The sequence below is a fragment of the Actinosynnema sp. NPDC037264 genome, from assembly GCF_055603705.1.
Window position 1 is genome coordinate 30,473 of sequence record NZ_JBVJVK010000018.1, and the last position, 19,077, is coordinate 49,549.

General features: G+C 72.0%; 16 protein-coding genes. 10 read left to right on the forward strand and 6 right to left on the reverse strand.

Translation table 11 applies throughout. The features are described from left to right. Positions 1–84: 84 nt before the first annotated feature. Positions 85–2,139, forward strand: a complete 2,055-nt coding sequence (locus ACZ7GX_RS21095; RefSeq protein WP_498778766.1) for an elongation factor G-like protein EF-G2 — start codon at positions 85–87, stop codon at positions 2,137–2,139. Here the strand turns inward: ACZ7GX_RS21095 and ACZ7GX_RS21100 are convergent. From ACZ7GX_RS21100 to ACZ7GX_RS21110, 3 genes are read right to left on the reverse strand one after another with little or no spacing between them, the layout of a single operon-like run. Continuing rightward, entirely contained in the window at positions 2,093–2,521 is a 429-nt protein-coding gene (locus tag ACZ7GX_RS21100) for an ester cyclase (protein ID WP_498778768.1), read from the reverse strand. The genes ACZ7GX_RS21095 and ACZ7GX_RS21100 overlap by 47 nt on opposite strands. Continuing rightward, the gene (locus ACZ7GX_RS21105; protein ID WP_498778770.1) at positions 2,518–4,017 is read right to left on the reverse strand and encodes a CoA-acylating methylmalonate-semialdehyde dehydrogenase; all 1,500 of its coding nucleotides are present in this window, start codon (positions 4,015–4,017) and stop codon (positions 2,518–2,520) included. Before ACZ7GX_RS21105 ends, ACZ7GX_RS21100 begins: the two co-directional genes overlap by 4 nt. After that, the gene (locus ACZ7GX_RS21110; protein WP_498778772.1) at positions 4,014–5,288 is read right to left on the reverse strand and encodes an aspartate aminotransferase family protein; all 1,275 of its coding nucleotides are present in this window, start codon (positions 5,286–5,288) and stop codon (positions 4,014–4,016) included. The genes ACZ7GX_RS21105 and ACZ7GX_RS21110 overlap by 4 nt, the downstream gene beginning before the upstream one ends. 106 nt (positions 5,289–5,394) lie before the next feature. Between ACZ7GX_RS21110 and ACZ7GX_RS21115 the strand changes: the two genes are divergently transcribed. After that, positions 5,395–7,035, forward strand: coding sequence for a PucR family transcriptional regulator (locus tag ACZ7GX_RS21115; RefSeq protein WP_498778773.1), 1,641 nt, complete (start codon positions 5,395–5,397; stop codon positions 7,033–7,035). A 6-nt stretch (positions 7,036–7,041) separates the two neighbouring features. Here ACZ7GX_RS21115 and ACZ7GX_RS21120 read toward each other — a convergent pair whose 3' ends face one another. Next, on the reverse strand, positions 7,042–7,485 hold the full coding sequence (locus ACZ7GX_RS21120; RefSeq protein WP_498778776.1) for a hypothetical protein: 444 nt from the start codon (positions 7,483–7,485) through the stop codon (positions 7,042–7,044). Between the two features lie 135 nt (positions 7,486–7,620). Between ACZ7GX_RS21120 and ACZ7GX_RS21125 the strand changes: the two genes are divergently transcribed. After that, positions 7,621–9,672 (forward strand): ATP-binding protein, encoded by a 2,052-nt coding sequence (locus tag ACZ7GX_RS21125; protein ID WP_498778779.1) that lies wholly within the window; start codon positions 7,621–7,623, stop codon positions 9,670–9,672. A gap of 135 nt (positions 9,673–9,807) precedes the next feature. On the opposite strand, the gene ACZ7GX_RS21130 is transcribed toward ACZ7GX_RS21125, so the two are convergent. Beyond that, entirely contained in the window at positions 9,808–11,241 is a 1,434-nt protein-coding gene (locus tag ACZ7GX_RS21130) for a S1 family peptidase (protein ID WP_498778780.1), read from the reverse strand. 177 nt (positions 11,242–11,418) lie between these two features. Next, positions 11,419–12,393 carry a LysR family transcriptional regulator gene (locus tag ACZ7GX_RS21135; RefSeq protein WP_498778781.1) on the reverse strand — a complete coding sequence of 325 codons (975 nt, stop codon included), beginning with the start codon at positions 12,391–12,393 and terminating at the stop codon, positions 11,419–11,421. Between the two features lie 232 nt (positions 12,394–12,625). On the opposite strand from ACZ7GX_RS21135, the gene ACZ7GX_RS21140 reads away from it, so the two are divergent. From ACZ7GX_RS21140 to ACZ7GX_RS21170, 7 genes are all read left to right on the forward strand, one after another. Further along, entirely contained in the window at positions 12,626–14,128 is a 1,503-nt protein-coding gene (locus ACZ7GX_RS21140) for an NCS1 family nucleobase:cation symporter-1 (RefSeq protein WP_498778783.1), read from the forward strand. Then, the gene (locus ACZ7GX_RS21145; RefSeq protein ID WP_498778785.1) at positions 14,125–14,967 is read left to right on the forward strand and encodes a nitrilase-related carbon-nitrogen hydrolase; all 843 of its coding nucleotides are present in this window, start codon (positions 14,125–14,127) and stop codon (positions 14,965–14,967) included. Before ACZ7GX_RS21140 ends, ACZ7GX_RS21145 begins: the two co-directional genes overlap by 4 nt. Then, entirely contained in the window at positions 14,964–16,349 is a 1,386-nt protein-coding gene (gene hydA / locus ACZ7GX_RS21150; RefSeq protein ID WP_498778788.1) for a dihydropyrimidinase, read from the forward strand. Before ACZ7GX_RS21145 ends, hydA begins: the two co-directional genes overlap by 4 nt. An 8-nt stretch (positions 16,350–16,357) precedes the next feature. After that, positions 16,358–17,350 (forward strand): TIGR03842 family LLM class F420-dependent oxidoreductase, encoded by a 993-nt coding sequence (locus tag ACZ7GX_RS21155; RefSeq protein WP_498778790.1) that lies wholly within the window; start codon positions 16,358–16,360, stop codon positions 17,348–17,350. Between the two features lie 114 nt (positions 17,351–17,464). After that, positions 17,465–17,890, forward strand: a complete 426-nt coding sequence (locus ACZ7GX_RS21160) for a hypothetical protein (protein ID WP_498778791.1) — start codon at positions 17,465–17,467, stop codon at positions 17,888–17,890. A gap of 46 nt (positions 17,891–17,936) precedes the next feature. Further along, on the forward strand, positions 17,937–18,455 hold the full coding sequence (locus ACZ7GX_RS21165; RefSeq protein ID WP_498778792.1) for a DUF4240 domain-containing protein: 519 nt from the start codon (positions 17,937–17,939) through the stop codon (positions 18,453–18,455). Positions 18,456–18,472: 17 nt separating this feature from the next. Further along, positions 18,473–18,847 carry a PH domain-containing protein gene (locus ACZ7GX_RS21170; protein ID WP_053714859.1) on the forward strand — a complete coding sequence of 125 codons (375 nt, stop codon included), beginning with the start codon at positions 18,473–18,475 and terminating at the stop codon, positions 18,845–18,847. Positions 18,848–19,077: the final 230 nt, after the last annotated feature.

Sequence of the window (19,077 nt, forward strand, 5' to 3'; positions counted from 1 at the left end):
GGGTTGGGTGTGGCCGCTTGGGGTTGTCCCCCGCGCCCCACGGGTGTGAGATCGAACACTAAATACTTGTGGAGGGTGGTCCCAATGGGCAGCAAACACTCCGACAACGGCCACTCGGCAGGCGCGGTCGCTGTGGACGACCCGGCCAAGGTCCGCAACGTCGTGCTGGTCGGCCCGTCCGGCTCCGGCAAGACGACGCTCGCCGAGGCCCTGCTCGCCAGCACCGGCGTGCTGACCCGACCAGGATCGGTCACCGAGGGCAACACGGTGTGCGACCACGACCCCGCCGCGGTGCGCCAGCAGCGGTCGGTCGGTCTCGCGGTCGCCCCGGTCCAGCACGGCGACATCAAGATCAACCTCATCGACACGCCCGGCTACGCGGACTTCGTCGGCGAGTTGCGCGCCGGCCTGCGCGCGGCCGACGCGGCGCTGTTCGTGGTCAGCGCGGCGGAAGGCGTCGACCCGGCCACGGTCGCGCTCTGGGAGGAGTGCGCGATGGTCGGCATGCCGCGGGCGGTCGTGGTCGCCCGCACCGACCACCAGCGGGCCGACGTGCCGGGCGAGATCGCCGCGTGCCAGGCGGCGTTCGGCGCGGGCGTCGTGCCGCTGTACCTGCCCGACGGCGACGGGCTGGTCAACCTGCTCACCACCGACGACCCCCGCTTCGAGGAGGAGCGCAACGCGCTCATCGAGGGGATCATCGCGGAGAGCGAGGACGAGACCCTGATGGACCGCTACCTCGGCGGCGAGGAGATCGACCAGGCGACGCTCGTCGCGGACCTGGAGACGGCGGTCGCGCGCGGCTCGTTCCACCCCGTGATGCCGGTGTGCGCGTTGACCGGTCTCGGCCTGCCGGAAATGCTCGACGGCATCGCCCGCGCGTTCCCCTCTCCCCTGGAGCACCCGCTGCCCCAGGTCACCGGCGTGGACGGCATCCCGCAGCCGCGCCTGGCCGCCGACCCGAACGGCCCGCTGGTGGCCGAGGTCGTGCGCACGGCGGTCGACTCGTACGTGGGCCGGGTGTCGCTGGTGCGCGTGTTCTCCGGAACGCTGCGCCCCGAACGCCCGGTGCACGTGTCGGGTCACGGCATGGCCGACCGCGGTCACGAGGACCACGACGTGGACGAACGCGTGGCGCACGTCTACTCGCCGCTGGGCGCGAACCTGCGCGAAGTGCCGTACTGCGTGGCGGGCGACCTGTGCGCGTTGACCAAGCTCGGCTCCGCCGAGACCGGCGACACGGTGTCGGCTCCGGAGAAGCCGCTGCTGGTGGCGCCGTGGGAGATGCCGGAACCGCTGCTGCCGGTGGCCGTCGTCCCGCGCAGCCGCAGCGACGAGGACAACCTGGCGCGCAACCTGGGCAAGCTGGTCGCGGGCGACCCCACGCTGCGGCTGGAGCGCAACGCCGAGACCCACCAGCTGGTGCTGTGGTGCATGGGCGAGGCGCACGCGGACGTCGTGCTGGCGCGGTTGCGCGCAGGCGGCGCGGAGGTCGACACCGAGCCGGTGCGGGTGGCGTTGCGGGAGACGTTCGCGAGCCAGGCCAAGGGCCACGGGCGGCACGTGAAGCAGTCCGGTGGGCACGGCCAGTACGCGGTGTGCGACATCGTGGTCGACCCCCTGCCGCGCGGGTCCGGCTTCGAGTTCGTGGACAAGATCGTCGGCGGCGCGGTGCCCAACCAGTTCATCCCGAGCGTCGAGAAGGGCGTGCGGGCCCAGCTCGAACGCGGCCTGTCGGGCGGCCACCCCGTGGTGGACGTCCGCGTCACGCTGGTGGACGGCAAGGCGCACTCGGTCGACTCGTCGGACGCCGCGTTCCAGACCGCCGGCGCGCTGGCGTTGAAGGAGGCCGCCGCGAACGGCAAGACGTGCCTGCTCGAACCCGTCGACGAGGTGACCGTGCGACTGCCCGACGACCACCTCGGCACCGTGCTGGGAGACCTGTCGAGCCGACGCGGCCGGGTGCTCGGCACGGAGGCGGAGAGCCCGGGGTACACGGTGATCCGCGCCGAGGTGCCCGCCACCGAACTGCTCCGGTACGCGGTGGAACTGCGCTCGCTGACCTCGGGCACCGGCACCTACACCCGCCGGTTCAGCCGGTACGACCCGCTCCCCCAGGCGTTGGCGGCGCAGAGGTGAGCTGGGCGCGCAACGCGTCGAGGTCGCCCAGCACCCAGGCGTCCGCCAGCAACCCGCCGCGCGCGGTGAAGAAGGCGGCGCCGCTGTAGTCGACGAGCGCGCCGGTCCCGGGCACGCCGAGCAGCACCCCGCGGTGGTGCCCGGTGTAGCGCAGGCGTGCCGCGGCGGCGTCGCCCTCGACCACGAGCGCGGTGACCTCGTTGTGGAAGTCCGGCACGGCGGCGCGCACCCGGTCGCGGTACGCCCGCCAGCCGGACCGCCCGCGCACGGTGTCGCCGAGCGAGCCCCGGAACGTGAAGTCCGGGGCCAGCAGCCCGTCGACCACCGAGTCGTCCCAGCGGTTCCACGCGTCGGCGTAGAACCGCTCCACCAGCGCCCTCACGTGTTCTGGGGGAAGCCGAGGTTCACCCCGCCGTGCGACGGGTCGAGCCACCGGCCGGTGACGACCTTGGTGCGGGTGAAGAAGTGCACGCCCTCGGGCCCGTACGCGTGCGAGTCGCCGAACAGCGAGTCCTTCCACCCGCCGAACGAGTAGTACGCGACCGGCACCGGGATGGGCACGTTCACGCCCACCATGCCGACCTCGACCTCGTTCTGGAACCGCCGCGCCGCGCCGCCGTCGTTGGTGAAGATCGCCGTGCCGTTGCCGTACGGGTTGGCGTTGACCACGTCCAGCGCGTCGTCGTACGTCGCCACCCGCAGCACCGACAGCACCGGCCCGAAGATCTCGTCCCGGTAGAGCGCCGTGTCCGTGCCGACGTGGTCGAACAGCGTCGGCCCGAGCCAGAACCCCTCGGCGGCGCCGTCGATCGCGTGCTGCCGGCCGTCCACCACCAACGACGCCCCTTCGGCCTGTCCGTTGTCTACATAGGACAGCACGCGATCGCGGTGCGCGCCCGTGACCAGCGGTCCCATCTCGCAGCCGGGCCGGCGGCCGTCGCCGACGTGCAACTTCTCCATCCGGTCCACGACCTTGGCCACCAGCTCGTCGCCGACCGGGTCCACCGCGACCACGACCGAGATCGCCATGCACCGCTCGCCCGCCGAGCCGAAGCCCGCCGACACCGCCGCGTCCGCCGCCAGGTCCAGGTCCGCGTCCGGCAGCACGACCATGTGGTTCTTCGCGCCGCCCAGCGCCTGCACGCGCTTGCCGTGCCGCGTGCCGGTCTCGTAGACGTAGCGCGCGATCGGTGTCGACCCCACGAACGACACCGCCTTCACGTCCGGGTGCTCCAGGAGCCGGTCCACGGCGACCTTGTCACCGTGCACGACGTTCAGCACGCCGTCGGGCAATCCGGCCTCGGCGAACAGCTCCGCGATGAAGTTCGCCGCCGAGGGGTCCTTCTCCGACGGCTTGAGCACCACGGCGTTGCCGCACGCGATGGCGTTGGGCACGAACCACAGCGGCACCATGGCCGGGAAGTTGAACGGCGAGATCACGCCGACCACGCCCAGCGGCTGCTGGATCGAGTACACGTCGACCCGGGTGGACGCGTTCTCGCTGAACCCGCCCTTGAGCAGGTGCGGGATGCCGCACGCGAACTCCACGGCCTCCAGCGCGCGCTGCACCTCCCCCGCCGCGTCGGACAGCACCTTGCCGTGCTCGGCGGTGACGATCGCGGCCAGCTCGCCCTTGCGCGCGTTCAGCAGCTCGCGGAACGCGAACATCACGTTCGACCGCTGCGTCAGCGACGCGCTGCGCCACAAACCGAACGCCTCGCGCGCCGCAGCCACCGCCGCGTCCACGGTGGACTCGTCGGCGAAGTCGACCCGGCTCGCCACCTGCCCGGTCGCGGGGTCGAACACGTCACCGGAGCGCGCGCTCTCGCCGTTCCAAGGCTTGCCGCCGATCCAGTGCGAGACCCTGCTCGTGTTCACAGCACGTCCTCCAGGATGCCGAGCGCTTCCTCGACCTCGTCCTCGGTCAAGCTCATCGGCGGCGCGAGGCGGATGACGTTGCCGTACAGGCCGCCCTTGCCCACCAGCAGGCCGCGTTCCCGCGTGCCCTCCAGCACGGCGACCGCCCGCGCCGCGTCCGGCGCGCCGTCCGGGCCCACCAGCTCGATGCCGATCATCAAACCCTTGCCGCGCACGTCGCCGACCGAGGGCCGGTCCGCCGCGATGTCGCGCAACCCGTCGATCAGCCGTTCGCCGAGCTTGGCGGCGTTGGCCTGCAGGTCGTGGTCGAGCAGGTAGTTCAGCGTGGCCAGGGCCCCCGTCGTGGCGATCGGGTTGCCGCCGAACGTGGACAGCGAGTTGGCCGTCAGGCAGTCCATCAGGTCGCCGCGCGCGACCACGCCGCCGATCGCGAGGCCGTTGCCGAGGCCCTTGGCGAACGTCATCGCGTCGGGCGTCACGCCGTGCGACCGGATGCCCCAGAAGTGCTCCCCGGTGCGGCCCCAACCGGTCTGCACCTCGTCGGAGACGAAGAGGATGCCGTACTCGTCCAGCACCTCCTTGAACGCGCCGAACAACCCGTCCGGCGGCGAGGAGAACCCGCCGACGCCCTGGATCGGCTCGGCGATCATGCACGCCACGTCGCCCGCGGTGGTCGTCTCGATCACCTCGCGCAGGTCCGCGACGCACGCCTTGACGTAGTCGGCGTCGGAGAGGTCCTTGAACGGGCTGCGGAACCGGTAGCCGCCGTGCACCCAGCTGACCTTCACCGGGCTGAGCGAGGACGCCGACCAGCCCCGGTTGCCGGTGATCGCGACCGTGGCGAACGCGCGGCCGTGGTAGGAGTTGCGCAGCGCGAGGACCTGGTCGCTGCGGCGGAACTGGGTGGCCAGCATGAGCGCCGTCTCGTTGGCCTCGGTGCCGGAGTTGGTGAAGAACACCTTGGCGTCCGGGATGCCGGACAGCTCGGCGATCTTCTCGGCCAGCTCGACCTGCGAGCGGATCAGGTAGAGCGTGGAGCTGTGCAGCACGCCGGTCGCGAGCTGGGACCGGATCGCGTCGGAGATCTCGGCGACGTCGTAGCCGACCGCGTTGGTCAGGATGCCGGCGAAGAAGTCCAGGTAGGTGCGCCCTTCGCGGTCGGTGACGCGGCGTCCGCTCGCGCTCGCCAGCTCGATCGGGCGCTCGTAGTAGAGGGCCATCCAGTCGGGCATCACCGCGCGGTGCCGGGCGAGCAGCTCCTCGTGTCCCATCGCGTCCTCCGGTCGTAGGTCCCTCCCGTGGAGTGTGGTCGGCGGCGCGGAGGGCCGCCATGGACAACCTGTACCGCTTTCCGGCCCGGCGGATTACGTTGTGTCCATGTACCCCACGGTTGCCGAAGCGCTGGCCCTGCCCGTGGTCCGGCGCGGCGAGCCCGCCGTGGTCGCGGGCGCGGCCGGGATGGGCCGCCGGGTGCGGTGGGTGCACGTCGCCGAGGTGGCCGACATCGCGCACCTGCTGCGCGGCGGCGAGCTGGTGCTGACCACCGGCATCGCGTTGCCCGACGACCCGGACGGGCTGCGCCGCTACGTCGCCGACCTCGCGTCGGTCGGCGCGTCCGGGCTGGTCGTCGAGCTGGTGCGGCGGTGGAGCGACGCGGTGCCGGGCGCGCTGGTCGCCGCCGCCGAGCAGCACGAGCTGCCGCTGGTCACGTTGGCGCGGGAGACCCGGTTCGTGTCGGTGACCGAGGCCGTGGTGTCGCTGATCGTGGACGCGCAGCTGACCGAGCTGCGGGCGGCCGAGCAGGTGCACGAGGCGTTCACCGCGTTGACCGTGGCAGGCGCCGAGCCCGCCGAGGTGCTGCGGGAGGTGGCCCGGACGGCCGGGCTGCCGGTGGTGCTGGAGACGTTGGGGCACGAGGTGCTGGCCTACGACGCGGCCGGTCAGGACCCGACCGCGCTGCTGGCCGACTGGGGCCAGCGCTCACGCGCGGTGGCCGTGTCCGAGCGGACCGCCTACCACGAGCAGGCCGGGTGGTTGGTGACGGTGGTCGGCGCACGTGGCGCGGACTGGGGCCGGCTGGTGCTGCTGACGCCCGAGCAGCCGCCGCACCGGCACGTCGTGGTGGCCGAACGGGCCGCGTCGGCGTTGGCCGTGCACCGGCTGGTGGCGCGGGACCGGGAGTCGTTGGAACGGCAGACGCACCGGACGCTGCTCACGCAGCTGCTCGGGCAGCCGCCGCACGACCTGCCGACGCGGGCGGCGGCGCTCGGCGTGCCGCTGGAACGGCGGCAGCTCGTCGGCGTGGCGATCCGGCCGGGGACGGCGAGCGCGCCCGCGCAGGCGTTGGCGTCGCAGGAGGTGCTGCGGGACCTGGCCGAGGCGACGGCGTTGGCGGCGCGGCGGGTGACCGTGCCCGCGCTGGTGGGCGTCGTGGACGACACGAGCGTGCGGGCGTTGCTGTCGTTGCCGCCGCAGGCGGGGTTGGACGGCGTGCTGCGGCGGTTGGCGCGGGAGGTGCACCGGCGGGCGGCGGCGACGCAGCACGCGTTGCCGGTGGTGGTGGCCGTCGGCACGACCGTGACCGCGGTGCCGGACGTGCGGCGGTCGTTGGGCGAGGCGGCGCACGTGGCGGGTGCGGCGCTGCGGTCGCCGGGGACCAGGCTCTACCACCGGCTGGACGACGTGCGGCTGCGCGGGTTGCTGCACCTGCTGCGGGAGGACGAGCGGGTGGTCGCGTTCGCGGACCGTGAGCTGGGGACGCTGCTGTCGCGCGACGCCAACCAGGGCACCCGGTTGGTGGAGCTGCTGCGGTGCTTCTGCGAGCACGGCGGCAACAAGTCCGCCGCGGCGGCGGCCGCGCACCTGTCGCGCACGGCGTACTACCAGCAGCTGAGCCGGATCGAGCAGGTGCTCGGGGTGTCCCTGGAGGACCCGGAGTCCGTGCTCTCGCTGTACGTGGCGCTGTTGGTGCAGGAGATGGGCGAGCGGGATCCTCAGCTACCCCGCCCGCCCACCTGAAGCGACTCAGCCCAGCGGGACCGGCAGCTTGCCGAGCTCGCCGGCCAGGTCGGGCGTCTCGGCCGGGCCGGAGATCGCCGGCTTCAAGGGCAGTTCCGGCAGTTCGGGCAGGGCGCGGGCCTGCGGCGCGAGGACGTCGCCCACGAACGGCAGCCCGGGCGCCTCGGGTGCCTTCAGCGCGGCCGGTGCGGCCACCTTGGGCGCCGTGACGTCCGACGTGCCGCCGGGCAGCGGCACGGGCAGCTTCACGGCCTGACCGCTGAGCAGGTCGGTGACGGGCCTGGTCGCGTCGAGGCCGATCTCGGGGGCGTTGCCGATCTTGCCGATCGTGCCGTCGACGATCTCGGTGGGCCCCTCCGCCGCGGAGGCGGCGGAGGCGAGCAGCGGGGACGTACCAACGGCGAGCAGGGCGGCGGCACGCAGGAGTCCGCGCGTGCGGTATCCGGACACGGTTTTCCTAACCTGGTTGGGGACCTGCAAGTTGACCTACTCCGCATCGACCGGAACCACCCCCACCCTTGACCGCTCGATCAGGTGACTGACGCTCCGTGTCCACACCCCACCCGATCGAGGCACACTGGCTGCGTGGACGAGTTACACAACGGGGTGGTCGGACCGGTGCACGGTCCGGTCCTGCAAGCCGGCGCCATCCACGGCGGCGTGCACGTCCACCCCGCACCACCCGCCCCTATCAACCAACTGCCGCCGGCCGTGCCGCACTTCGTCGGACGTGCGGACGCCCTCGACTTCCTGTCCGCGCAGGTCGATCGCCAGTCCACCCTGCTGATCACGTCGATCGGCGGCACCGCCGGCATCGGGAAGACGACGTTGGCGGTGCACTGGGCGCACCGGGAACGCGACCGGTTCCCCGATGGTCAGCTGTACGTGGACCTGCGGGGCTTCGACCCGCGCGGCCCGATCGACCCGGCCACCGCGGTGCGCGGCTTCCTCGACGCGTTCCAGGTGCCCGAAGAGCGCATCCCGGTGGACCTGGCGGCGCAGGTCGCGCTCTACCGGAGCCACGTCGAGGGCAGGCGCATGCTGATCCTGCTCGACAACGCGCGCGACCCCGACCAGGTCCGGCCGCTCCTGCCGGGCAGCCCCACCTGCGTCGTGCTGGTGACCAGTCGCAATCGCCTCGCCGGTCTGGTGGCACGTGAGCAGGCCAAGCCGCTGGTGCTCGACTTCCTGTCCGGGGTGGAGGCCCGTGAGCTGCTCTCGACCTACCTGGGCGCGGACCGGGCGCGGGCGGAACGCCGGGCGGTCGACGAGCTGGTCGAGCGCTGCGCGCGGCTGCCGATCGCGTTGGCCATCGCGGGCAGCCGGGCGACGACCGAGCCGCACCTGGGCGTCGGCGAGTTGGTGACCGAGATCGCCGAGTTGTCCACCGGGGACGGTTTGGACATCCGGGCGGTCTTCGACTGGTCCTACCGCACGTTGTCCGAGGACGCGGCGAGGTTGTTCCGCCTCTTGGGCCTGCACCCCGGCGCGGACGTCGGGGTGCCCGCGGCGGCGAGCCTGGTAGGCCTGCCCGCGCCGCGGACGCGACGCCTGCTGGGCGAGCTGACCGGTGCGGCCCTGCTGGAGGTGCGCTCAGCCGGCCGGTACCGCCACCACGACCTGCTGCGCGAGTACGCCGCAGAGCGGGCGGCGGAAGAGGAGGCGACGGAGGAGACGCACGCGGCGGTGACCCGGATGCTCGACTGCTACCTGCACGCCGGTTTCGCCGGTGAACGGCAGCTCTACCCCCACCGCGACCCCATCCCCCTCGAACCCGCCCGGCCCGGCGTCGTCCTGCCCGAGGTGCCGGACCTCGGCTCGGCGTGGGACTGGTTCACCGCCGAGCACGGCAACCTCCTGGCGGCGGTGGACCTCGCCGTCCGCGAGGGCTTCACCGGTCACACGTGGCGGCTGCCGTGGGCCTTGTCGTCGTACTTCGGGCGCAGCGGCAGGTGGCGCGACTGGGAGGCCACCCAGCTCGACGCGTTGGCGGCGGCCCGCGCCTTGGGCGACCGCGGGATCGAGGCGCTGGTGCTGTGCGTGCTCGGCCGGGTGTACACGCTCAGCGGGCGGTACCTGGAGGCGGTCGAGGTCCTGAACCGGGCGTTGGCGATCCCCGCCGGGGACACCAGTCGAGCACATGCCCACGAGGCGATCAGCCTGGCGCACGAGCGCCGCGGCGCGGTCGAGGACGCGCACTCCCACGCCCAGCGGGCGGTCGCCATCGCCGATGCCACCGGTCACCGCGCGCGCCGGGTCAACGCCCGCATCCAGCTCGGCCGCGCGCTCGTCGGCGTGGGCGACCTCGACGAAGCGCGCGACCGCTTCCACCAGGTGATCGACATGATGGCCGGCTCCGGCGACCGGATCAGCTACGCGGACGCCACCGAAGGGCTGGGGCGCATCCACCACCGCATCGGCGACTTCGAGGGTGCCGTGGCGCGGTTCGAGGAGGCTCTCGAGTGCCACCGCGACTTCGGTGACCGCTGGTCGCGGGCGTACACGCTGTGCCGTCTCGGCGACTCGCACGCCGCGCTCGGGCGGCACGACGACGCCCGTCGCGCCTGGTGGGAGTCGTGGGAGCTGTTCACCGGGATCGGCCACCCCGAGGCCGATGCGGTGCGCGGGCGGTGGTGAGAGCCCCGCGGGTCCGGGGTCGGGGTACCGGAACCGCGGGGCCGCCCGCCCCCGTTGGCGGATCGTGGCCGCGCGGGACCGTGTCGGGGAGACGTAAGGGCGACACGGTCCCGCGGCGGCTTCTTCCCCCCCGGGCTAGGGGTTCGTGACCCCGAGCGTGTAGCTGCCCGAGCCGCTGTACGCGTGCACGCGGTAGCGGTAGTAGCCGGGTGTGCCGTTGTAGTTGACCGTCTCGCTCGCGGCGGGGCTGTCGCCCTTGGCCACGACCGCCCAGGAACTGCCGTTCCACTTCTCCAGGTAGAGGTCGAAGTCGGTGCCGCCCGGGCCCGCGAGGCAGCCGACGTGCGCGCCCGACACCGTGGACTGGTAGTAGCTGTTGTTCGGCTGGTACGCCTGACCGCCCGCGCCGAGGGAGCCGTTGTAGGTGGTCTCCGAGTTCTGGCAGCCCGTCGGCGGGTCGGGGTCGCCGCCGCCACTGGTCACCAGGGTGAGGCCGTAGACCTGGAGGATCTCGTTGACCGGCTGGAAGTAGGTGGTGCCGCCGGTGCGGCAGTTGCCCGAGCCGCCGGACGTGACGCCCTGCGCCTGGGTGCCGGCCAGCAGCGAGCCGCCCGAGTCGCCCGGCTCCGCGCACACCGTGGTCTGGATCAGGCCGGTCACCGTGCCCTGCGGGTAGGTCACCGACGAGTTGCGGGCCTGGATGGTGCCGCAGTGCCAGCCCGTGGTCGACCCGGAGCGGCACACGGTCGAGCCGACCGGCGCGTCCTGGGAGCCCGCGACCGACACCGTGCCGCCGGAGTAGTTGTTGACCAGGCCGCGCGGGGTGTTGCCCGCGGCGACCTGCACCCAGGCGTAGTCGTTGCCGGGGAAGCTCGACCCGCGGAACGTGCCGCTCGGGTTGGACGTCGACGCGCCCGTGGAGCCGCAGTGCCCGGCGGTGACGAACCCGCCGTTCACGGAGAAGCCGACCGAGCAGCGGGTGCCGCTGCCGATGTTGTAGGCGTTGCCGCCGATCACGTCGATCAGCGGGCGCGGGGCCTCGGTGGTGGCGGCGTACCGGACGGCCGACGCCGCGACACCGGACGACGCGACGAACGCGCGTGCCGCGGCGATGTCGCCGGGGTGCGACTTGACCACGACGGTGTTGGTGGGCAGGTCGACGTACCAGCCGGGCACGGACTTCGGCGCGCGCGCCACGTTCGCGTCCAGTGCAGACTTCACCGCGTCCAGGTCGGCCTCGCTGCGCTGGACGAGCTTCGTCCGCACGCCGCCCTGGTCCACGTCGGACGCGCGGGTCACGCCGACGGTGAGCGTGCCGGACGAGTCGACCCACGCGCCGCCGAACCGGCCGTCCAGCCGCTTGCGCAGGCCGCGCGCGGTGTCGGCGGAGCGCTCGTCGGCGGCCAGCCGGGCACGCGCCTGGTCGGCGTCCAGGCCGAGGTCGCGCTGGATGGCGGCCAGGACCTCGGCCTCTTGGCCCGCGGGCGCCGCCTGCGCGGCGGCGGGGGTCAGGATCCCCGCCGCGACGAGCGCCGCGGCGAGCGCGATCGGTCTCAACAGTGCTGACATGGGGAATTCTCCTCGAAGGAGGGCAGGGATTCCCCGTGAAAGTAGGTCCGCCGATCCGTTCGCGGTAATACCACTTAGGTCATAAGACGCGGTGATGGCCGCCTTGCCCGAGCACGAAGTCCCGGTCCGATGGCCAGGGCGAGCGCCCCGAACCCGGGCCGGGCACCGAGGGCGAGGTCAGACCAACGCCTGAGGCGGCACCGCGCCGTACTCCGGGTGCGCCGGCAACCAGCCCGCGTAGCGCGGGTTGCGCTCGGCGGTCTCCCGGTAGGCCTCGGCGGCGTAGCGGAGCACCTGCGGGCCGAACGCGGCGGCCGGCCCTTCCGGGTCCCAGCCGATCAGGTGCCGCCACCGCAGCGGCGCGCCCGCCAGCGGCATCGCGACCAGGCCCGGCGTGCGGCGGAACGTGGGCTGGCACAGCGCGACCGCGTCGCCGGAGGAGGCCAGGTCGATGCAGCTGTTGATGTCGACCTCGTACATGGTGCGCGGGGTGAAGCCGGCCCGGCTGCACGCGGCCACGAAGCAGTCGCCGAAGCAGCCGTCACCCGGCGTCACGGCCCACTGCGTGTCCTTCAGCGCACCCAGCTCCACCTCGCCCAGCACGGTGAACGGGTGGTCCTCGGGCATCAGCACGAACACCGGGTCGACCGCGATCACGTGCCACGTCAGCCCGTGCTCCGACGGCGGCGGCGCGTCCCCGCACACGCCGACCAGCACGTAGTCCAGCCGGCCCGCGGCGACCATGGCGGAGAGCTCCCGCCCGGACCACGACACCTGCGTGGAGACGTGCGCGCCGGGGTGCGCCTCGGTGAGCCGGTGCACCAGCCCGCCGAGCATCGGGCCGTTCACCGCGCCGACCCGGTACCGGTCGCCGGGCGCGGTGTCGTCGAGCAGGCGCGTCGCGTCCTCCTGCAACCGGGAGAACGCGGGCAGCAGCACGCGCGCCCGCTCCAGCACGAGTTCGCCGAGCACGGTCGGCCGGGCGCCCTTGTGGTCGCGCTCGAACAGCTTGCCGCCGAGCAGACCTTCGATCCGGTGCAGTTGGGCCGTGAGGGCGGGTTGCGCCAGGCCTAAGAGGGAGGACGCCTTCGACAGGCTGCCCGCGTCCGCGATCGCGCAGACGACCCGCAGGTGCCGCAGTTCGAGCTTCATCCAACGGACGTTAGGACACCGCTCACCCGCCAGTCGAGGGCCGGCCGGGACCACGCGCACCGGCCCGGACCAGCGGCTTGAGTGGCAATGGACAGAGTGTGCCCTGATCATGGCAAGCGTGGACACTTTGCCACTGCCCACGCGCGCGGGCCGACCGGAGGATGCCGGGATGGAAATCGCGCCGAACCGCCCGCACGAAGGGTGTTTCACGAGCGTAACAGGGAAGTGACCGATGGCCCTTGACTCCGCAACCCAGGTCACAGCCGATCCCGACGGCCGCGTCGAGCTGCGTGATCATTCCGCGATCGCGGACAGCCCGCACTACAACTCCGACCTGGCGCCGGTGCCGCTGGAGCGGCGCACCTGGTCCACCTACAACTTCTTCGCGCTGTGGATGGGCATGGCGCACAACATCCCCAGCTACACGCTGGCCGCGTCGCTGGTGGCGCTGGGGATGGACTGGGTGCAGGCGTTCCTGACCATCACCCTGGGCAACCTGATCGTGCTGGTCCCGATGCTGCTCAACAGCCACGCGGGCACGAAGTACGGCATCCCGTTCCCGGTGTTCGCCCGCGCGTTCTACGGCATCCGCGGCGCGAACCTGGTCGCGTTGCTGCGCGCGTTCATCGCGTGCGCGTGGTTCGGCATCCAGACCTGGGTCGGCGGCAAGGCGCTGCACGTCATCGTGGGCCGGTTGGCGGGCGAGGGGTGGGTGCACGCGCCGGTCGTGCTGGGCCAGGTGTGGACGCTGTGGCTGTGCTTCCTGGCGTTCTGGGTGCTGCAGATGCTGATCATCTGGCGCGGCATGGAGGCGATCCGCCGGTTCGAGAACTGGACCGCGCCGCTGGTCAGCGTGGGTTTCCTGATCCTGCTCGGCTACGTGGCGGTGAAGGCGGGCGGGTTCGGCCCGATCCTGTCGGAGCCGTCCAAGCTCGGCTGGGGCGTCGACTTCTGGAAGGTGTTCTTCCCGTCGCTGATGGCCATGATCGCGTTCTGGTCGACGCTGTCGCTGAACATGCCGGACTTCACCCGGTTCGGCGGCAGCCAGCGCAAGCAGGTGCTCGGCCAGGTCCTCGGCCTGCCGACCACGATGTCGTTTATCGCGATCGTGGCCATCCTGACCACCTCGGGCGCGATGGCGCTGTACGACGAGGCGATCTGGGACCCGGCGGAGCTGGCAAGCCGGTTCGACAGCACCGCGGTGGTGCTGGTGGCGTTGGTGGCGCTGGTGCTGGCGACGGTCTCGGCGAACCTCGCGGCGAACGTGGTGAGCCCGTCCTACGACTTCTCCAACGCGTTCCCGAAGAAGATCACCTTCGCGGTCGGCGGCCTGATCACCGGCGTGATCGGCATCGTGATCCAGCCGTGGCGGCTGATCTCCGACCCGAGCATCTACATCTTCACCTGGCTCGGCTTCTACGGCGGCCTGCTGGCGTCGGTGGCGGGTGTGTTCGTGGCCGGCTACTGGGTGCTGGCGAAGACGCGGCTGGAGCTGCCGGACCTGTACCTGGCCGGGCGGGGCGCGTACTGGTTCAAGGCGGGCTGGAACTGGCGCGCGGTGGTGGCCACGGCGATCGGCTCGGTGCTGGCGGTCGGCGGCGCGCACGGCGGGCCGTTCCCGGTCGACGGCCTGATCCCGTTCCTCAAACCGCTCTACGACTACAACTGGGTCGTCGGCCTGGTCGGCGGCATGCTCGCCTACCTGGTGCTGGCGCCACGGAGGGAGAACGCGTGAGCAACATCATCCGTGCTGGTCTGGTGCAGCAGAAGTGGACCGGCGACAAGGAGTCGATGATCGCGAACGCGGTCGAGGCGGTGCGCTCCGCCGCGTCGCAGGGCGCGCAGGTGGTGTGCCTGCAGGAATTGTTCTACGGGCCGTACTTCTGCCAGGTGCAGGACGCGGACTACTACTCCTACACCGAGGGCATCCCCGACGGCCCGACCACCGACCTGATGTGCGAGCTGGCGGGGCAGCTCGGCGTCGTGCTCGTCGTGCCGATGTACGAGGAGGAGCAGCCGGGGATCTACTACAACACCGCCGCGGTGATCGACGCGGACGGCACGTACCTCGGCAAGCACCGCAAGAACCACATCCCGCAGGTCAAGGGGTTCTGGGAGAAGTTCTACTTCAAGCCGGGCAACCTCGGCTACCCGGTGTTCGACACCGCGGTGGGCAAGGTCGGCGTCTACATCTGCTACGAGCGGCACTTCCCGGAGGGCTGGCGGGAGCTCGGGCTGAACGGCGCCCGGATCGTGTTCAACCCGTCGGCGACCAGCCGCGGCCTGTCCGAGTACCTGTGGCGGCTGGAGCAGCCCGCGGCGGCCGTGGCCAACGAGTACTACGTCGGCACGATCAACCGCGTCGGCGTGGAACCGCTGGGCGACAACGACTTCTACGGCCAGTCGTACTTCGCCGACCCACGGGGGCAGCTCGTGGGTGAGGCGGCCTCCGACACCGAGGAGGAGGTCGTGGTGCGCGACCTGGACATGGACCTGCTGGCCGAGGTCCGGAACCTGTGGGCGTTCTACCGCGACCGCCGCCCCGACACCTACGAAGGGCTGGTGCGGCCGTGAGCATCCTCATCAAGGGCGGCACGGTGGTGAACGCCACCGGCGCGTTCGAGGCCGACGTGCTGGTGGACGGCGAGAAGATCGCCGCGCTGCTCGCGCCCGGCTTCCCCGTGCGGGCGGACGAGACCGTCGACGCCACGGGCAAGTACGTGATCCCCGGCGGCATCGACGGGCACACCCACATGGAGATGCCGTTCGGCGGCACGTTCTCCGCCGACACGTTCGAGACCGGCACGATCGCGGCGGCGTGGGGCGGCACCACCACGATCATCGACTTCGCCGTGCAGCCCAAGGGCTCCTCGCTGCTGTCCACCCTGGACAAGTGGCACGCCAAGGCGGACGGCCGGTGCGCGGTCGACTACGGGTTCCACATGATCGTCTCCGACGTCACCGACACGTCGTTGAAGGAGATGGAGTCCTGCATCGACGCGGGCGTGAACACGTTCAAGATGTTCATGGCCTACCCCGGCGTCTTCTACGCCACCGACGGCGAGATCCTGCGCGCCATGCAGAAGGCCCGCGAGACCGGCGCGACGATCATGATGCACGCGGAGAACGGCATCGCGATCGACCAGCTGGTCGCGCAAGCGCTCGCGCAGGGCCGCACGGACCCGGTCGAGCACGGCCTGACCAGGCCCGCCGAGCTGGAGGGCGAGGCCACCTCGCGCGCCATCACGCTGGCCAAGGTCACCGGCTCGCCGCTCTACATCGTGCACCTGTCCGCCGCGCAGGCGCTGGACGCGGTGACGAAGGCGCGCGACACCGGGCAGAACGTGTTCGCCGAGACGTGCCCGCAGTACCTGTACCTGTCGCTGGAGGACCTGGCCAAACCGGACTTCGAGGGCTCGAAGTACGTCGCCTCTCCCCCGCTGCGGCCCAAGGAGCACCAGTCGGAGCTGTGGCGCGGCCTGCGCACCAACGACCTGTCGGTGGTGTCGACCGACCACTGCCCGTTCTGCTTCAAGGACCAGAAGGAGCTCGGGCGCGGCGACTTCTCCAAGATCCCCAACGGGATGCCGGGCGTCGAGCACCGGATGGACCTGCTGCACCAGGGCGTGGTCAAGGGCGAGATCAGCCTCGAGCGGTGGGTGGAGATCTGCTCCACCACGCCGGCGCGGATGTTCGGCCTGCACCCCCGCAAGGGTGTCATCGCGCCCGGCGCGGACGCCGACGTCGTGGTGTACGACCCGTCGGCGCAGCAGGTCATCTCCGCCGCCACGCACCACATGAACGTCGACTACTCGGCGTACGAGGGCATGGAGATCACCGGCAAGGTCGACACGGTGCTCTCCCGCGGCCGGGTGGTCGTGGACGCCGGCGGTTTCCACGGCGCGGCCGGGCACGGGAAGTTCCTGTCCCGCGAGCTGAACCAGTACCTGGTGTAGGGGGGCACGTGGACTTCGGGGTGGTGCTCCAGACCGACCCGCCCGCGCGGGACGTGGTGGCCGGGCTCAAGGCCGCCGAGGACAACGGCTTCCGCTACGGCTGGACGTTCGACTCGGTCGTGCTGTGGCAGGAGCCGTTCGTCATCTACTCGCAGGTGCTGGCGGCGACGAAGGAGCTGGTCGTCGGCCCGATGGTGACCAACCCGAGCACGCGGGACTGGTCGGTGACGGCGTCGCTGTTCGCGACGTTGAACGACATGTTCGGCAACCGCACGGTGTGCGGCATCGGGCGCGGCGACTCGGCGCGCCGGGTGATCGGGCAGCGGCCCGCGTCGCTGGCCACGCTCGGCCGGGCCATGACCGTGATCAAGGACCTGGCCGAGGGCCGGGAGGCCGAGCACCACGGCACGCCGGTGCGCATCCCGTGGGTGCGCGACGGCAGGCTGGAGATGTGGATGGCCGCCTACGGGCCGCGCGCGTTGCGGATGGTCGGCGAGCAGGCCGACGGGTTCATCCTCCAGACCGCGGACGTGGACATCGCGCGGTGGACGATCGGGACGGTGCGCGAAGCGGCCGTGGCCGTGGGCCGCGACCCGTCGGCGATCACGATGTGCGTGGCCGCGCCCGCGTACGTCGGGACGGACCTGCCGCACCAGCGCGACCAGTTGCGCTGGTTCGGCGGGATGGTCGGCAACCACGTGGCCGACCTGGTCGCGCGGTACGGCGACTCGGGCGCGGTGCCCGCGGCGTTGACCGACTACATCAAGGACCGCGAGGGCTACGACTACGCCCACCACGGCAAGGCGGGCAACCGGTCGGCGGACTTCGTGCCGGACTCGATCGTGGACCGGTTCTGCCTGCTCGGGCCGGCGTCGGCGCACGTGGACCGGTTGCAGGAGCTGAAGGAGGTCGGCGTGGACAACTTCGCGCTGTACCTGATGCACGACGACAAGGACAAGACGCTCGCGTCCTACGGGGACGGGGTGATCGGCCGGGTGTGACCGCGTCCGGGGCGCGCGGCCACCCGCGCGCCCCGGGGTCGATCGCCCCGGTCCGGGGGTGTTGTGCTGGGATGGTCCGCGTTCTCGGGAAGATCAACGAGGAGGGACCCTTCCATGCGCTTGGCACTGACCGCCGCGGTTCTCGGGCTGTCCGCGGGGGTGTTGTCCGGCTGCGGCGGTGACGACGGCGGGCAGAACGCGTCCCCGGCGACGACCACCACCACTGCGGCCACGTCGGAGGCGGCGGAGGAGCCGGAGGCCGAGGGTCTGACCGGCACGTGGGAGCCGATCAACGACAGCCCGATCGCCACCCTCACCATCACCGGCACGACCGCGCGGACCACCGGTGAGCTGGCCTGCCCCGGCACGATCGCCGACGCCGACTCGGCCAAGCCGGCCCTCACCCTGGACTGCACCACGCCGAACGAGGACCGCAAGCGCGGGACGCTGGAGCTCAAGCCGGACGGCTCGGCGCTCGTCGTCACATGGGAGGGGCCCTCCTGGGGCGGCGCGATCGACAGCTTCGAGCGCGCCGGCTGACCTCGCCGGGACCGGAATTGTCGGACCCCCTCGCTAGCGTCGCCGCATGACTCTCCCCACCGCCGCTGACGAGGCCCGTTTCTGGGCGATGCTGGAAGACGCCTGGGCCGGTCTCGGTCCCGGCCCGAACGAGGTGCGCCGCGCGTTGGCCAAGCGCGACGTGTCCGAGGAGGCCTTCGAGGAGGCCGCCGAGCTGGAAGAGCACCTCGAAGGCGTGCTGCGGGCGTTGGCGCGGGCGTGCGAGGGGCTGTCCGCCGAGGAGCTGACCGCGCTGGACCGGGTCGTCGAGCGCAAGCTGTACGACATCGACCGGGCGGACGTCCAGGCGGTCACCGACGGCTCGGACGACGGCTTCCTGTACGCGCGCGGCTTCGTCTTGGCGCTCGGCCAGGAGTTCTACGAAGCCGTGGCCCGCGATCCCCGGGTGGCGGTGGTGGACGCCGAGTGCGAGGCGTTCTGCTACTTCTTCGCCCACGCGCACGCGGACCGGTTCGGGGACTTCCCCGGTACGGGGTCGGGGATCTCCCGGGAATCGTGCTCGAACCCAGCGGGGTGGCCCCGGTAGCCGGTACCGTCGAAGTCGTGATCGACTTCGAGAAGCAGTCCGTCTTCAAGCTGGCGCCGTGCCGGCCGGAGGACATCGCGTCGCAGGTGTCGCCGATCCTGATCCAGGGCGAGCAGATCGTGTCGAGCTTCAAGACGGTCCGGGACTTCGTGGTGTTCACCAACAAGCGCGTGATCGCGGTGAACGTCCAGGGCATGACCGGCCGCAAGAAGGACTTCACGTCGCTGCCCTACAGCCGGGTGCAGGCGTTCTCGATCGAGACGGCGGGCACGTTCGACATGGACGCCGAGCTCGACCTGTGGTTCAGCGGCCTGGGTCAGGTGCGGCTGGAGTTCAAGGGGCACGCCGACGTGCGGTTGCTCGGGCAGATGATCGCGACGTTCATCCTCTAGCCGCGCCGGGGTGACGCCGCCGCCAACCGGTCGTGCCCGCCGGCGGCGACGGCGGACACTCCGCACGCCGGCGGCGGGCACTCCGCACGCTGGTCACGCGGACACGCTGCACGCTGGTGGCGGCGGGCACACCGGTGGCCGGGGTCCGGGCCGGCACGCCCTGCCGGTAGGAGCCCTCAGGCCGCGGCCGATCGGCTCGGCGCCGGTGAGGTCGAGCGTGACCGATGCGG